We start from the raw sequence: 14,669 nt of genomic DNA, 5'->3' as shown, positions 1-14,669 counted from the left end.
CGGCCGGCCCGGCTTCTTAGCGACGCGCGATGAGCAGGCCCAGCAGCAGGCCGGTCACGCCCGCCAGGCCTATGGCCTGCCAGGGGTTGTCGTGGACGTAGTCGTCCGTGGCGCGCGCGGCCTTGCGCCCGCGCTCGAGCACGGCATCCTGCGCGTCGTACAGGGCTTCGCGGGTACGCTTGAGCGAAGCCATGGCGCGGTCGCGCAGTTCAGTGGCCTTGTCGCCCGAGCTCGAGGCTGCCTCGCGCAAGAGGTTTTCTGCATCGGTCAGGCTGCTTTTGACACTGTCGATGAGTTTTTCTTTGGCGACTTCCTCGGAACGTCGTGTGGTCATAAAGGCTCCTGTTGATCTGTCGATGACGAATCAATCATACCAGCGGCCTGCAGGGTGCAGCACCCTTGCTTGCTACCGACTGCTACTTTATCTGGGTAATTTCAACGGCGGACTTTACCCCGGACTGATCGATGTCCTGGCGCATGACCAGATTCACCGCAGGACAATACCAGTCCGTCACGACGGTGTTCATGCCCGGTATGGGCAACTTGATACCCTGAAAGGTGGCCATGGTGGGATCGGTATTGCGCGTATAGCGGACCGGCCAGCATGTCTGGCGGCCCAGAGCAGTGTCCAGCGACTGCTGCGCCCCCACCGTTTTTTCTCCGATGCGCACGACGGTTGTGGGCTGGCCGCCCACCGGCGCCTCTTTGCCGATGTTCAGCCTGTAGGTGGCGCCCGGGAATGTCTGGCCTTCGGCGAGTTTGCCGTCATAGGCAAACAGCCCAAGCATGCGCAGGTCGAACTGGCCTTCATTGCGGGGCTGCTCGCCGGCGCTGGCGTAGCGTACGAATTCCGCCTGGCCGCTGCGTATGGTCATCAGATAGTCGAGCCTGGACTTGCCGGCTGGCAGCCCGGCGTAGCTGAAACTCGCCGTGCCCTGGACGCGCGCCCGGCAGTTGGCCGAGTCGGTCTTGCTGACCTCCGAGAAGCTCAGGTCGGCCCCCAGGCTGAGGTTGCCCGAGCCGGTCAGCTGCACTGCGCCGCCATCGTGCATGAAGCGCGCGTCGCAGACCCCGGCCTGGGCAAGCCCCGACAGGCCGGCGGCTCCCGCCAGGAGAACCATGGAAAAGAATCGTGCCGTCACCGGTACCCTCCAGAAAATGCTTGACCAAGCAGGTGGCGACTCGATACTACAACGCGCCGGCACGACCCCGGCGGGCAAACCGCGTAAATCCGTGTCTAAATATTAGAAAGTTCCGACCGGCCGGCGGGCAGGGCTTCACCGTTGGCAGTGGCGGCCTCCGCCCAGGTCGCATGCCGCTCGATCAGGCGTCGCACTTCGGGTACGCACGACCCGCATCCCGAACCGCAACCGAGCCGCGCCTTCAATTGGTCGAGATCCAGCCCGCGCTCGATGCCCTTGCGTATGGCCTGTTCGGTGACGCCTGTGCAGGCGCAAACGGTGCGCCCGCGTGGCTCGGAGGCGCCGCGTCCCATCAGCAGCATGGCCAGGCTGGCGGGCGCTGCCCCGCCCTCCGCCCACGCCATCAGCCCGTCATGGGCCCGCACATCGCCCGTCAGGAGAAAGGCCGCGGGCGCCCCTTCTGCGACCCGCAGGCGGCGCATGATGCCGCGAGAAATGTCGTCGAAAGCCGCATCGGGCCGGCTCAGATCCAGGTCCCGCGCCAGCGCGGCCACCACATGCTCCGGCGGCGCAGATTCCGCCGCAAGCCGCAGGCGCACGCCAGGGCCGGCCGCGCACGGCGCCAGAATCGCATAGTCGAAACGGCGCAGCCAGGGCGCCAGCCGTTCGCGCAGCGCGGCCGAATCACCGGCCAGCCAGCCCGAGGCCTGCCAGCCCAGTCGCGCCGGCGTCACTGCCACGGCGGCATGCTTGAGCTCGGGCTGGCGCGAAACGGGGTCGCGCGTGGGATTGGTGAGCGCGTTGACTCCCATGCCCGCCATATACGCACTGCCCCAATGCATGGGCAGGAATGCGTGCCCTGGCTTGAGCGTATCGTCGGGCCGCACCGGCAGCACGATCGCGCCCCGCCGGGATCGCACGTGTGCCGGCGCGTCTGGCGTGAGTTTCAGGCGCTGCAGGTCGGATGGATGCAGCGACAGCCAAGGCTCTTCGGCATGACGGGTCAGCACAGGAGCCAGGGCGGTACGTGCCAGGGTGTGCCAGTGATCGCGCAGACGCCCGGTCGTCAGCCGCAAGGGAAACTGGGCCGACACCGCCTCGGCAACCGGCGTGTAGCCGGTGTCCATGAACCGCGCGCGGCCATCATCGGTGGCAAACCGGCCATCGGCATAGAGACGGGGCGTACCCCCGGCGGCGCCGTAGGGCCACTGGACCGGGCCCGTGCCTTCGAGCAGGGCGTAGTCGACCACGCTGTAGTCCAGGTCACGTCCCGCCGTCAGGCGGGCATGTTCGGCGAATACGGCCGCGGCATCCGCATAGGCGAATAAGCCGGCTTTGCCGGGCGCCACCAGGTGAGCCAGGCGGCGCGCGACGCCGGCGGCCAGCTCCCAGTCCGCCCGCGCGTCGCCGGGCGGATCGATGGCCGCGCGCACGCGGCTGATGCATCGTTCGGAATTGGTCACCGTGCCCGACTTCTCGGGCCAGGTGGCGGCCGGCAGCACCAGGTCGGCATAGGCCAGGGTCTCGGTGCCGGCAAAAGCCTCCTGCACGATGACGAATTCGGCCTTCTGCAGCGCCGCGCGCACCCGCGCCTGGTCGGGCAGAGACTGGGCCGGGTTGGTGGCGGCGATCCACAGCACCTTGATACGACCGTCGAGCACCGCGTCGAACATTTCCAGGGCCGGTGTGCCCGGCCGGTCCGGCAGGCCGTCCACGCCCCAGATCTCGGCCACCTGCTGGCGATGTGCCGCATCGGCAGGGTCGCGGTGCCCGGGCAGCAAGGTCGCCATGCCGCCCGCCTCGCGCCCGCCCATCGCATTGGGCTGCCCGGTCAGCGAAAACGGTCCGGCGCCGGGCCGGCCGATCTGGCCCGTGGCGAGATGTAGATTGATCAGCGCCCCGTTCTTGGCGGTACCGCTGCTGGATTGGTTAAGCCCCATGGTGTACAGCGACAGGGCCGCCCCCGCCTGGCCGAACCACCGCGCCGCCTGTGCGATATCGGCCGCCGGCACGCCGCAGACGTCTTGCGCGGCTCGCGGCGTGAACTCATGCACGCGCGCCTTCAGGGCATCGAAGCCCGAGGTATGAGCCGCCACGTACCCGGAATCGACCAGGCCTTCCCACACCATGACGTTCAGCATGGCGTGGAACAGCGCCACATCGGTGCCCGGCAGGATGGGAAGGTGCAGGTCGGCCAGCGCCGCGGTGTCGGTGCGGCGAGGGTCCACCACCACGATCTTCATATGCGGCCGCGCGGCCTTGGCAGCCTCCAGCCGCCTGAACAGCACCGGGTGCGCGTAGGCCATATTGGCGCCCGCAATGAGCACCGTGTCTGCCAGGTCGAGATCTTCGTAGCAGGCTGGCGGCGCGTCGGCGCCCAGTGTGAGCTTGTAACCCGACACCGCGCTGGACATGCACAGGCGGGAATTGGTGTCGATATTGTTGGTGCCGACCAATGCGCGGGCCAACTTGTTGAACACCGCATAATCTTCGGTCAGCAGCTGGCCCGAAAGATAGAAGCCCACTGAATCCGGCCCGTGAGTGCCGATGGCCGCGGCGAGCTTTTCGGCGGCCAGGTCCAGCGCGTCGTCCAGTGGCATGGGCGTACGCTCGCGCCCCCTTTCGGTACGCCAGGAAGCGCGCAGCACTCTCGCCGCGTCGCCACGCACGGTGTCCCCCAAGGCCAGGCCCTTGCTGCAGAGCTTGCCCCGGTTCGCCGGGTGCCCGGGGTCGCCCTCTACCTTCAACACCTCGTTGCCGCGCGCCGTCACGCGCACCCCGCAACCCGTGCCGCAATAACAGCATACCGACGCCACGGTGCGTTCGACGGCCAGCCCAGGCAGCCTCTCGGGCGAGGCCGCGGCGTCAGAACGCTGCATCGTATCGATCATTGCAGGGTCTGCTCCGATGAGGGCGTGGCTGCGCGCTGGAAGGGGTGAATTCATGCCAGGTCGAGATAGACTGCGCCGGCTTCGACCTTGACGGGCAGCGTGCGCACGCTGCCTTCGTCCGGCGCCTGCGCCTGGCCGGTGGAAAGATCCATGACCCACCCGTGCAGCGGGCAAGCCACCGATCGCCCATGCACCAGCCCGGCCGACAAGGGTCCACCCTTGTGCGGACACCGGTCGACCACTGCGTAGACCTGGCCGTCGCCGGTGCGGAACACGGCAACGTCGTCCTGGCCTGGCCGTTGAACCACCCGTGCACCCCTCGCGGGGATATCGTCGATATGGCAGACGTTGCGCCATTGGCAGGCTTGCGATTGCGGCATCACGGGTCTCACAGGGTCAGGGTTTGGAATTCGCGGGCGGCGGGCCTGGCGGCACGGCGCTCTTCCCAGGGATCGGTCTCGAACGACAGGGCGAACTTCAGGCGCGAGTACAGTTCGGCTCGCTGCGTCGCGTCTTCGACCACGCGCGCCTTGGCATGATCCAGACCGACCCGCGCCAGGTAATGCACCGTGCGTTCCAGGTAATAGGCTTCTTCGCGATAAAGCTGCAGGAACGCACCGCTGTATTCCAGCACTTCTTCGGCCGTCCTGACCTTGGCGAAAAACTGCGCGACCTCAGTCTTGATGCCGCCGTTGCCGCCTACGTACAGCTCCCAGCCCGACTCCACGGCGATGATCCCCACGTCCTTGATGCCCGATTCGGCGCAATTGCGCGGGCAGCCCGATACGGCCAACTTGACCTTGTGGGGACTCCACATGCCCACCAGGTCCTTCTCCAGCGCAATGCCCATGCCTGTGGAATCTTGCGTGCCGAAACGGCAGAACTCGCTGCCGACACAGGTTTTCACCGTGCGCAGGCTCTTTCCATAGGCATGGCCCGAAGGCATGTCGAGGTCGGCCCATACGTGCGGCAGGTCTTCCTTCTTCACGCCCAGCAAATCTATGCGCTGCCCCCCGGTCACCTTGACCAGCGGTATGGCGTACTTGTCCGCCACGTCAGCGATGCGGCGAAGTTCGGAAGGATTGGTCACGCCGCCCCACATGCGCGGCACCACGGAATACGTGCCGTCTTTCTGGATATTGGCATGCATGCGCTCGTTGGCCAGCCTCGACTGGCTATCGTCGCGCGCCTCGCCAGGCCAGGTGGAAAGCAGGTAGTAGTTGAGCGCGGGCCTGCAGGTGCTGCAGCCGTCGGCGGTGCGCCAGTCCATGAAATGCATGGCGGCAGGAATGCTGACCAGGTGATGTTCGCGTATGGCCTTGCGCACTTCGCCGTGCGTGAGGTCGGTGCAGCCGCATATGGCCTTGGCAGATTTCGGCTTCACATCGGCCGCGCCCCCGACGCAGTTGATCAGTATCTGTTCGACCAGGCCGGAACAGGACCCGCAGGAACTGGCGGCCTTGGTGTGCTTCTTGATTTCGTCCACGGTGAACAGGCCTTTGTCGCGGATGGCCTTGACGATCGTGCCCTTGCACACCCCGTTGCAACCGCATACTTCGGCGCTGTCGGCCATGCCGATGGCGCGGTTCTCGCCGGCATGCCCGGTATCTCCGCCGATGGCGCTCTCGCCGAACATCAGCTGGTCGCGCAGCTCGTCGATGCGCTTGCCCTCGCGGATCAACCGGAAATACCAGGCGCCGTCGGCGGTGTCTCCATACAGGCAGGCCCCGACGAGCCTGTCGTCCTTCAACACCAGCTTCTTGTATACGCCGCCAACCGGGTCGGCCAGCGTGATCTCCTCGGTGCCCTGCCCGCCCATGAACTCGCCGGCGGAGAACACATCGATGCCCGTCACCTTGAGTTTCGTGGAAGTGACGCTTCCTTCGTATCGGCCGATGCCGTGGAACGCGAGGTGGTTCGCGGCCACTTTGGCCTGCTCGAACAGCGGGGCCACCAGCCCGTAGGCTGTCCCGCGGTGGCTGACGCACTCTCCCACCGCGTAGATCAACGGGTCATAGGTCTGCAAGGTGTCGCTGACCACCACTCCCCGGTTCACGTACAGGCCGCAACCCTCGGCCAGTTCGGTGTTTGGCCGGATGCCCACCGCCATGACGACCAGGTCGGCGTCGATCTCTGCGCCGTCGGCGAAGCGCACCGCGCGCACGCGCCCCTGGTCGTTGCCAAGCAGGGCCTCGGTCTGCCGCGGCATCAGGAACTTCAGGCCGCGTGCCTCCAGGCTGCGCTGCAGCAGCAGCGCGGCTTGCGCATCCAGCTGGCGATCGAGCAAACCCGAACCCAGATGCACCACCGAGACGTCCATGCCCCGCGCGGCCAGCCCGCTGGCGGCTTCAAGGCCCAGCAGGCCTCCGCCGATCGCCACGGCGCGCGAGTGAACCCGTGCAGCCTCGATCATCAGGTTCACGTCGCGGATATCGCGAAAGGTCACCACTCCGTCGAGGTCGCGGCCCGGTATGGGCAGAATGAAGGGATTGGATCCGGTGGCCAGCAGCAACCGGTCGTACGGAACCTGGCTGCCATCTTCCGCTTCGACCACGCGGCGTGCCCGATTGATGCGCGTGACTTTGCAGTTCAGCCGCAATTGAATGCCGTTGCCACGGTACCAGTCTTCATCGTTGAGCACGATGTCCCGCACGGTCTGTTCGCCGGTCAGCACGGGCGACAGCAGGATGCGGTTGTAGTTCGGATAGGGCTCGGAACCAAATACCGTGATGTCGTACAGGTCGGGCGCCAGTTTGAGCAGTTCTTCCAGCGTGCGTACGCCGGCCATCCCGTTGCCCACCATCACCAGCTTCAGTTTTTTTTCCATGCTGTGTCTCGTCGTGCGTCTATGCTGTGTGTCAGGCGTCGGCCGCCTCGGCAGCCAGAGCGGCGCTCGCGCCGCTGTCGGCCTTGGGGGCCGTCCTTCCATGACGGCGATGCAGGAAATCCACGGCCGCGATGCGGCACGCCAGGTAGTCCGGGTGAGCGGCCAGGGCCAGGCGGTCGCGCGGGCGCGGCAGCGGCACGGGCAGCACTTGTCCGATGGTGGCCGCCGGGCCGTTGGTCATCATCACAATGCGGTCCGACAACAGCACGGCTTCATCCACGTCGTGCGTGACCATGATGGCCGTGCTGCGCGTCGCCGCCACGATCTTCAAGAGCTCGTCCTGCAAGTGCGCACGCGTCAGGGCGTCCAGCGCCCCGAACGGCTCGTCCATCAGCAGCACCTTGGGTTCGATGGCCAATGCACGGGCGATGCCCACGCGTTGCTTCATGCCGCCCGAGATCTCGCCGGGAAGCTTCGCGCTGGCGTGAGTGAGCCCCACCAGTTCCAGCGCCGCATGAGTGCGCTCGGCCAAACGCGCCTTGTTTTCCTGCGCGCCGAACACCCGCTGTACGGCCAGGTGCACATTCTGGTAACACGTCAGCCAGGGCAGCAGCGAATGGTTCTGGAACACCACGGCGCGGTCCGGCCCCGGGCCGCTGATCTCGCGTTCGGCGCACAACAGCACGCCCTCGGTGGGACGCGTGAGCCCCGCCACCAGGTTGAGCAACGTGGACTTGCCGCAGCCGGAATGGCCGATCAGGCTGATGAACTCGCCCTGGTCTACCGTCAGGTCGATGTCGCGCAGCGCCACGAAGCTGCCGCGGGGGGTGACGAAGGTTTGGCCCACGCGTTCGATGCGTACGAATTTCTGCATGGTGTTCAGTCCTCGGTATAGGCAAAGCGGCGCGCCAGGCGCACCAGCAGGGTTTCCAGGGCGAGCCCCACGATGCCGATCACGAAAATGGCGACGACGATGTGCTCGACTTTGAGGTTGTTCCATTCGTCCCACAGCCAGAACCCGATGCCGGTGCCGCCCGTAAGCATTTCGGCAGCCACGATGACCAGCCAGGCCGTCCCGATGGACAGGCGCACGCCGGTCAGGATGTGGGGCAGAACCGAAGGCAGCAGCACTTTGGTCACGACCTGCCATTCCGACAGGCTGAGCACGCGCGCCACGTTCAGATAATCCTGCGGCACGCGCGCGACGCCAGCCGCCGTATTGATCACCATGGGCCAGATCGAACAGATGAAGATCGCCCAGATGGCTGCGGCATCGGCGTCGCGAAACAGCAGCAGCCCCAGCGGCAACCAGGCCAGCGGCGACACCGGCCGCAGCAGGCTGACGACGGGCGAGAACATGGAACTGGCCGCCGCATAGCGGCCCATCACGAAGCCCGCGGGTATGCCCACCAGCGCCGCAAGGCCGAATCCGATGGCCACGCGCCGCAGCGATGCCAGCACGTTCCATCCTATGCCGCGATCATTGGGACCGTTGTCGTAGAACGGATCGGCGAACAAGGCTCGCGCGGCGTCCCAGGTGGCGCCCGGGGTGGGAATATCAGGCACTAGCAGTGCGATGGCCTGCCAGGCCAGTATGAACAGGGCAAAGCCGGCCAGCGGTCCGATGGCGGCGCGCATCAGCGCATCCGCGGCGGCTCGCCACGCCAGGGGTTGAGGCATCGCAGGGGGCAAAGTGGTGCTGGGCATGGCAAGCGCTCCGTCAGGCCTTGATGGTGAATCCGTCGGCGTAGGCAGCCGGATCGCTGCCGTCCCAGAGCACGCCGTCCATCAGCGTCGAACTGCGCTGCTCGCTCGCCGGCAGCGGCGCGCCCGCGGCAGCGGCCGCCTGCCTGTAGATGTCGATGCGATTGATGGCGCCTGCGACGGCGCGATAATCGGGGTGTTCCTTCAACAGGCCCCATCGCTTGTGCTGGGTCAGGAACCACATGCCGTCGCTCAGGTAAGGAAAGCACGCCACGCCATCGGCATAGAAGCGCATCGAGTGCGCGTCGTCCCAGGATTTGCCCAGGCCATCGGTATACCGGCCCAGCATGCGGTCGACGATGGCATCCGGCGCGGTGTTCACATACGACTTGGCCGCGATGGTTTCGGCCGTCTTGCGGCGATTTTCCGGCGAAGCGTCGATCCATTTTCCGGCTTCGATCACGGCAGCCGTCACGGCTCGCGCCGTATGCGGATGGGTGGCCACAAAGTCGCCGGTGGCGCCCAGCACTTTTTCGGGATGGTCTGTCCAGATCTGCTGCGTAGTGGCAGCGGTGAACCCGATGCGGTCCATGATGGCGCGGGCGCCCCAGGGTTCGCCCACGCAAAAGCCATCCATATTGCCCACCCGCATATTGGCCACCATCTGCGGCGGCGGCACGGTGATCACGCGGGCATCGCGCATGGGGTCTATGCCGTTCGCCGCCAGCCAGTAATACAGCCACATGGCGTGGGTGCCCGTGGGAAAGGTTTGCGCATAGGTGTATGCGCGCCGTTCCGCCTGCATATGCTTGCGCAGCGACTCTCCATCGGTGACGCCCGCCTCGTGCAGCTTGGACGACAGCGTGATCCCCTGCCCGTTCTGGTTCAGCCCCATCAACACCGCCATATCCTTGCGCGGGCCGCCGATGCCCAGGTGCACACCGTAGACCAGGCCATAGAGCACATGCGCGAAGTCCAGTTCGCCGTTGATCAGCTTGTCCCGCACGCCCGCCCACGAAGCTTCCTTGGACGGCACGATCTTCACGCCATACTTCTGGTCCAACCCCAACACCGAGGCCATGACGACCGAGGCGCAATCGGTCAAGGGAATAAAGCCGATGCGTACCTCGGTCTTCTCCGGCGCATCGCTGCCCGCGGCCCACGCTCCGGCCCTGACCAGCGGATCCACCAGCCCCAGCAGGCTGGCTCCCGCCACGGCCTTGGCGGTGGCGCCCAGCCAGTCTCGGCGAGCCATATTCGTCGTATCGGTATTGCCAGGCTTCAGGGGCATAAAGGCCTCTTCCAAAAAAAAAGCGTTCCGCGCTGCCCAGGCCCATGCCCGTGCAGTTCGCAGAACGCCGTTGTCCAGTCATCATGCCGCGTCGCGGCCGGCGACCGCCGTTGGCCGCCGATAGGGATCAAGCAAAGTCCATGCCAGCCGCATTTCTCTCGGCAACCCGGTCGTGTGCGAGCTCAACGCGTGCCAATTTGGTGCGATATGCATGGCGCGGCGCACCACTCCCGTGCGCAGGCCGCGCACGGCGCGCCGCCAACCCCACCGGCCGGGCCATGGTCCCAGGGCCGGCCCTGCGCGCGCCGATGGCATGGATATTGCATGACCCGGATATCAGGGAGCGGTCATGCTGAAGGTCATGCTTTTGAACGACGGAGATGGGCGCGCAGCGTCGCTGCGGCATACGCTGGCTGCGGCCGGCGTGGAAGTGGTGGCCGAGCGCGCCGCCGGCATCGACCTGGCCGAAGCCATCGTCAAGCTTGAGCCCGACGTCGTGCTGATCGATGCCGATGCCGCCGCGCGCGACACACTCGAAAACATCTGCGTGGCCAGCGAGTCCAGCGCGCGACCCGTCGTCATGTTCACCGACGATGGCAACCGCGACACCATCCGCGCAGCGCTGCAGGCCGGGGTGGCCGCCTATGTGGTCGGTGCCGTTCCCCCTGAACGCATCGAGCCGCTGCTCACGGTTGCCATCGAACGCGGTGCGGTCGAACGTGCCCGACGGGTTGAACTGGCCGAGGCGCGTCAACGGCTGGCAGACCGCCAGGCCGTCGAGCGGGCCAAGGGCCTGCTCATGCGCATGCGCGGCGTTTCTGAAGAGCAGGCCCATCGCCTGTTGCGCGAGCGTGCCATGCAGACGCAGCGAAGGCTGGGCGACGTAGCCCGCGAAGTCGTCGAAATGGCGCAGTGGCTGGGCGGTCCGGCCGGAGGCGGCGCCTAATCACTTCCCGCTATATCAATCCAATAAATCAAAAGTTGTAGGGATGAAAGGGTGTCCCTATGATCGACTGAACTACTGCGGGTACGCCCGCTGGCTGATTTCCATGAAGCTTTTCCCTCTATTCGCCGACTTGCAGGGCCGCCGCGTCCTAGTAGTGGGCGGCGGCGAAATCGCTGCGCGCAAAGTGCAACTGCTGCTCGAAGCGTCGGCCGATGTACTGGTGGGCGCCCCCGATCTGGTGCCGGAACTGGTCCAGCTGGCCGACCAGGGGCGCATCGACCTGGTGACCGGGCAATTCCGCTCCGAATGGCTGGACGACGCCTGGCTGGTGGTGGCCGCCACGGATGACCGTGCCGTCAATGCCGCCGTGTCGCAGGCAGCGAACGCCCGCCGTGTCTTCAGCAACGTCGTGGATGACGCCGAGCTGTCGTCATTTCAGGTGCCTTCCATCGTCGACCGCTCCCCGCTGGTTGTGGCAATCTCTTCGTCCGGCGTGGCCCCCGTGCTGGCGCGCCGCCTGCGCGAGCGCGTCGAATCGCTCTTCGACCATTCACTGGGCGCACTGGCCGGGCTGGCCGCGCGCTACCGTCCGCGAATCCGCGAACGCAGGCCCGATCTGAAGCAGCGCCGGGCCTTCTATGACTGGCTGCTGGACGGCCCGGTGGCGTCCCTGCTGCGGCAGCAGCGGCCCGACGAGGCCGCGCGCGCGCTCGACGAAGCCCTGGCGCAGCCGCAGAATCCGGGCCAGGGCAGCGTAGTCCTGGTGGGCGCGGGGCCGGGCGATCCGGGACTGCTTACGCTGAAGGCGCTGCGCGCCCTGAATGAAGCAGATGTCATTCTGCACGACCGGCTCGTCAGCCCGGCCGTATTGTCGCTGGCCCGTCGAGACGCCGATCGCGTGGCCGTGGGCAAACGCCCAGGCGAAGACCACGATGCCACGCAGTCACGCATTCACGCCCTGCTGGTCGAGCACGCACGCGCCGGCAGGCGGGTCGTGCGCCTGAAAGGCGGCGACGCCTTCATCTTCGGGCGTGGCGGCGAAGAACTGGAATACCTGCGCGATCACGGCGTGCCTTATGAAGTGGTGCCAGGCATCACTGCCGCGCTCGCTTGCGCGGCCTATGCCGGCATACCTTTGACGCATCGCGAGCACGCCCAGTCGGTCACCCTCGTCACGGCGCACTGCCGCGCTGACGAAGACGCCGTAGACTGGGCGGGTCTTGCCCGAGCGCATCAGACACTGGCCTTCTACATGGGCGTGGGCCAGCTGGAAACCCTGTCGGCCCGGCTGATCGGCCACGGCCGCGCCGCCGACACGCCGTTTGCCCTGATCGAGAACGGCAGCCGCCCCGAACAGCGCGTCGTGAGCGGGCGCCTGGAAAACCTGGCAAGCGTGGCGCGCAGCCACGATGTGCGCGCCCCCGCGCTGCTGATCGTGGGCGAGGTCGCCGCACTGGCGGATTCGCTGCACTGGTTCGGCAAGCACCTGACGGGGCAGCCGGTCGCACTGGCCGCGTGAACCTCGCGGCGTGGCCGACGCCGCCGCCGGCAATCGGGATGTCACATCGCGGTGCGCGTACCGAGTGCAACCGCACCCTGCCCGGGCTTCCCGCTACGTTCCGCCCCGGCCCGGCGGCGTCACTCGGGTTTCTGCTTCGTACCGAATATGCGGTCGCCCGCGTCGCCCAGGCCGGGCATGATGTAACCATGCTCGTTCAGACCGTCGTCGATCGAGGCCGTGTATATGTGTACGTCCGGATGCAGATCAAGCACGGTCTTGATGCCGATGGGCGCAGCCACCAGGACCAGCGCGCGGATTTCCCGGCAGCCGGCGCGCTTGAGCATGTCGATGGTGGCCACCATCGAGCCGCCCGTCGCCAGCATGGGGTCGACGATCAGCGCCAGGCGCTGGTCGAGTTCGCCGACGAGTCGTTCCAGATAAGTGTGCGCCTGCAGCGTTTCTTCGTTGCGCGCCACGCCCACCACGCTGACCTTGGCGCCCGGAATCAGGCTGAGCACGCCGTCGAGCATGCCGATGCCCGCACGCAGGATGGGCACCACCGTCACCTTCTTGCCGGCGATCTTTTCGACCTTGACGGTGCCGCACCAGCCCTCGACCGTGGATTCGGCCAGAGGCAGGTCTTTGGAGGCCTCATAGGTCAGCAGCGCGCCCACTTCCTGAGATAGTTCACGAAAGCTCTTGGTACTGAGGTCGGCACGGCGCATGATCCCGAGCTTGTGGCGGATCAGCGGATGACGGATTTCGTGCACGGGCATGTGCGGAAGTCTCCAGGAATCGAAAAACGGCGCACAGGCACGCGCCAGACAGCGCAATCGTAAACCGTTTGAGGGCGGTGCGGCTTACTGGCTGGCCAGCCAGGCAATGAGGGCGTCATCAAACGCCCGAACGGCGGCCGCATTCGCATGATTGACGATACTGACCACGACATAACGCTTGCCGCTGGCGCCCAGCACATACCCTGCCACAGCCCGCACATCGCGCAACGAGCCGGTCTTGAGGTGCGCCATGCCCGCGGTGGACTGATCTTTCAGGCGCCGCCGCATCGTGCCGTCCACCCCGGCGATGGCCATCGAAGACACGAACTCGGGCATCAACGGCGTGTTCCAGGCCAGGGTCAGCATCGACGCCAGGCTCTCGGCCGAGACGCGCCCCTCGCGCGATAGCCCCGAGCCGTTATCCATGACAAGTTCGGGCATGTGCAAGCCCTGCCCCGCCAGAACGGCCTTGGCCACGGCTTCGCTGCTGTCGACGGTGGCGGGGCGCCGGCCGCGCTCGGCGCCGAGCGTCAGCAACAGGGTGCGCGCCATTACATTGTTGCTGCGCTTGTTGATCTGGCGTATGGCCTCGCCCAGCGGCGGCGATTCGTGCGTGGCCAGCACGATCGCGTCGGGCGGCACCATGCCCGCGCGGATACGGCCCGTGAAGGTACCCCCCAGCTCACGCCATAGTTGCCTGAACAAGGCCTCGGTAAAGTCCGGCTGGGGCAGGGCCAGCCGATACAGGCTGAACTCTCCGCATGACCCGGCCACCTTGCCCCCCAGCCGGATCGAGACGCCCTGCTGGGTCAGCACGGGGTCGGTGGTGACCACGGGCGGGCCGGGACAGCGGATGTCGCTCCATTCGACCTGGCCTTCGACGCGCACCGTTGGCAGCGGCGGATCGATGATCGGCACCCATTTTTGCGCCACGGGGTCGGGCGTGAACAGAAGCCGCAGGGCCCCGAAACCCACCATCAGCGCATCCGGACTGGCGTTGTAGGCGCGGTCGGGCGCACCATCGAACGCGCCCGGATCTGTCGCCACCTGGCCGAACAGACTGCGGTCGATCACCAGGTCGCCGATATTCTTCACCCCGCGCAAACGCAGCTCGCGCAGCAGCGACCAGAGATCTTGCACCAGCAGGTAGGGGTCGCCGCCGGCGCGCAGATACAGCGGGCCCGACAGGGCGCCCTGTGCATCGGGCCGGGTACCGGGCTCGGTCAGGAATTCCGTGCGCCAGACATAACTGGGCCCGAGCTCGGACAGCGCCGCCCACGTCGTGACGAGCTTCATCACCGATGCCGGATTGCGCGCTTCCTGGGCGTTGATACTCACCTTGCGCTGCCCGCCCAGTTCCTGCACCACCAGCGAGAGCGATGAATCGGGCAGTCCCGATGCCTTCCACGCGCGCGTCAGCTCGGCAGGCAGCCCCTGCGCCTGTGCGGCCAGCCCCGCGCACCACAGCGCGCCCACCGCCAGCCATGGCGCCACACGTTTCCAAAGCCGATGCGACCCTACCGCCATACCGCGCCCACCACACTACGTTGCCTTCGAAGACGCAAGCATACAGAAAGCGGGCCGTACCGAG

Annotated in this window: 12 protein-coding genes; 2 read left to right on the top strand and 10 right to left on the bottom strand. The window is 66.6% G+C overall.

Features of this window, described 5'->3' with window-relative positions; genetic code table 11:
- Window positions 1-16 precede the first annotated feature (16 nt).
- The 8 genes from ACV17W_RS18995 to ACV17W_RS18960 form a co-directional block, all read right to left on the bottom strand.
- Window positions 17-334, bottom strand: coding sequence for an ElaB/YgaM/YqjD family protein (locus tag ACV17W_RS18995; protein ID WP_462593912.1), 318 nt, complete (start codon window positions 332-334; stop codon window positions 17-19).
- Between the two features lie 82 nt (window positions 335-416).
- Window positions 417-1,142 carry a hypothetical protein gene (locus ACV17W_RS18990; RefSeq protein ID WP_462593911.1) on the bottom strand — a complete coding sequence of 242 codons (726 nt, stop codon included), beginning with the start codon at window positions 1,140-1,142 and terminating at the stop codon, window positions 417-419.
- A 95-nt stretch (window positions 1,143-1,237) separates the two neighbouring features.
- Complete coding sequence (locus ACV17W_RS18985; RefSeq protein ID WP_462593910.1) at window positions 1,238-4,033, bottom strand: nitrate reductase; 2,796 nt, start codon at window positions 4,031-4,033, stop codon at window positions 1,238-1,240.
- Between the two features lie 50 nt (window positions 4,034-4,083).
- Entirely contained in the window at window positions 4,084-4,413 is a 330-nt protein-coding gene (nirD, locus tag ACV17W_RS18980) for a nitrite reductase small subunit NirD (RefSeq protein ID WP_462593909.1), read from the bottom strand.
- Between the two features lie 8 nt (window positions 4,414-4,421).
- Window positions 4,422-6,860 carry a nitrite reductase large subunit NirB gene (gene nirB, locus ACV17W_RS18975; protein ID WP_462593908.1) on the bottom strand — a complete coding sequence of 813 codons (2,439 nt, stop codon included), beginning with the start codon at window positions 6,858-6,860 and terminating at the stop codon, window positions 4,422-4,424.
- A gap of 31 nt (window positions 6,861-6,891) precedes the next feature.
- The gene (locus ACV17W_RS18970) at window positions 6,892-7,734 is read right to left on the bottom strand and encodes an ABC transporter ATP-binding protein (protein ID WP_462593907.1); all 843 of its coding nucleotides are present in this window, start codon (window positions 7,732-7,734) and stop codon (window positions 6,892-6,894) included.
- A gap of 5 nt (window positions 7,735-7,739) precedes the next feature.
- A complete protein-coding gene (gene ntrB / locus ACV17W_RS18965; RefSeq protein ID WP_462596589.1) occupies window positions 7,740-8,540 on the bottom strand; it encodes a nitrate ABC transporter permease in 801 nt (266 codons plus the stop codon).
- A 40-nt stretch (window positions 8,541-8,580) separates the two neighbouring features.
- Entirely contained in the window at window positions 8,581-9,819 is a 1,239-nt protein-coding gene (locus tag ACV17W_RS18960) for a CmpA/NrtA family ABC transporter substrate-binding protein (protein ID WP_462596588.1), read from the bottom strand.
- A gap of 385 nt (window positions 9,820-10,204) precedes the next feature.
- Here ACV17W_RS18960 and ACV17W_RS18955 point away from each other — a divergent pair, with 385 nt between their 5' ends.
- Both ACV17W_RS18955 and cysG read left to right on the top strand, forming a co-directional pair.
- Window positions 10,205-10,801 (top strand): ANTAR domain-containing response regulator, encoded by a 597-nt coding sequence (locus ACV17W_RS18955; RefSeq protein WP_462593906.1) that lies wholly within the window; start codon window positions 10,205-10,207, stop codon window positions 10,799-10,801.
- Window positions 10,802-10,904: 103 nt separating this feature from the next.
- Window positions 10,905-12,320, top strand: a complete 1,416-nt coding sequence (cysG, locus tag ACV17W_RS18950) for a siroheme synthase CysG (protein ID WP_462593905.1) — start codon at window positions 10,905-10,907, stop codon at window positions 12,318-12,320.
- A gap of 119 nt (window positions 12,321-12,439) precedes the next feature.
- Here the strand turns inward: cysG and upp are convergent, their stop codons facing one another.
- Both upp and dacB read right to left on the bottom strand, forming a co-directional pair.
- Window positions 12,440-13,078, bottom strand: a complete 639-nt coding sequence (upp, locus tag ACV17W_RS18945) for a uracil phosphoribosyltransferase (protein ID WP_462593904.1) — start codon at window positions 13,076-13,078, stop codon at window positions 12,440-12,442.
- A gap of 84 nt (window positions 13,079-13,162) precedes the next feature.
- The gene (gene dacB / locus ACV17W_RS18940) at window positions 13,163-14,605 is read right to left on the bottom strand and encodes a D-alanyl-D-alanine carboxypeptidase/D-alanyl-D-alanine endopeptidase (RefSeq protein WP_462593903.1); all 1,443 of its coding nucleotides are present in this window, start codon (window positions 14,603-14,605) and stop codon (window positions 13,163-13,165) included.
- Between the last annotated feature and the right edge of the window lie 64 nt (window positions 14,606-14,669).

Source organism: Bordetella sp. MIP270_01_BMS (genome assembly GCF_054958705.1).
This window is presented reverse-complemented; position numbering and strand designations above follow the sequence as displayed.

Coding starts and splice junctions, on each gene's coding strand:
- ACV17W_RS18955 (WP_462593906.1), top strand. CDS start 10,205: ATGCTGAAGGTCATGCTTTTGAACGACGGAGATGGGCGCGCAGCGTCG.
- cysG (WP_462593905.1), top strand. CDS start 10,905: ATGAAGCTTTTCCCTCTATTCGCCGACTTGCAGGGCCGCCGCGTCCTA.
- nirB (WP_462593908.1), bottom strand. CDS start 6,860: ATGGAAAAAAAACTGAAGCTGGTGATGGTGGGCAACGGGATGGCCGGC.
- ACV17W_RS18985 (WP_462593910.1), bottom strand. CDS start 4,033: ATGATCGATACGATGCAGCGTTCTGACGCCGCGGCCTCGCCCGAGAGG.
- dacB (WP_462593903.1), bottom strand. CDS start 14,605: ATGGCGGTAGGGTCGCATCGGCTTTGGAAACGTGTGGCGCCATGGCTG.
- ACV17W_RS18960 (WP_462596588.1), bottom strand. CDS start 9,819: ATGGCTCGCCGAGACTGGCTGGGCGCCACCGCCAAGGCCGTGGCGGGA.
- upp (WP_462593904.1), bottom strand. CDS start 13,078: ATGCCCGTGCACGAAATCCGTCATCCGCTGATCCGCCACAAGCTCGGG.
- nirD (WP_462593909.1), bottom strand. CDS start 4,413: ATGCCGCAATCGCAAGCCTGCCAATGGCGCAACGTCTGCCATATCGAC.
- ACV17W_RS18970 (WP_462593907.1), bottom strand. CDS start 7,734: ATGCAGAAATTCGTACGCATCGAACGCGTGGGCCAAACCTTCGTCACC.
- ACV17W_RS18995 (WP_462593912.1), bottom strand. CDS start 334: ATGACCACACGACGTTCCGAGGAAGTCGCCAAAGAAAAACTCATCGAC.
- ntrB (WP_462596589.1), bottom strand. CDS start 8,540: ATGCCTCAACCCCTGGCGTGGCGAGCCGCCGCGGATGCGCTGATGCGC.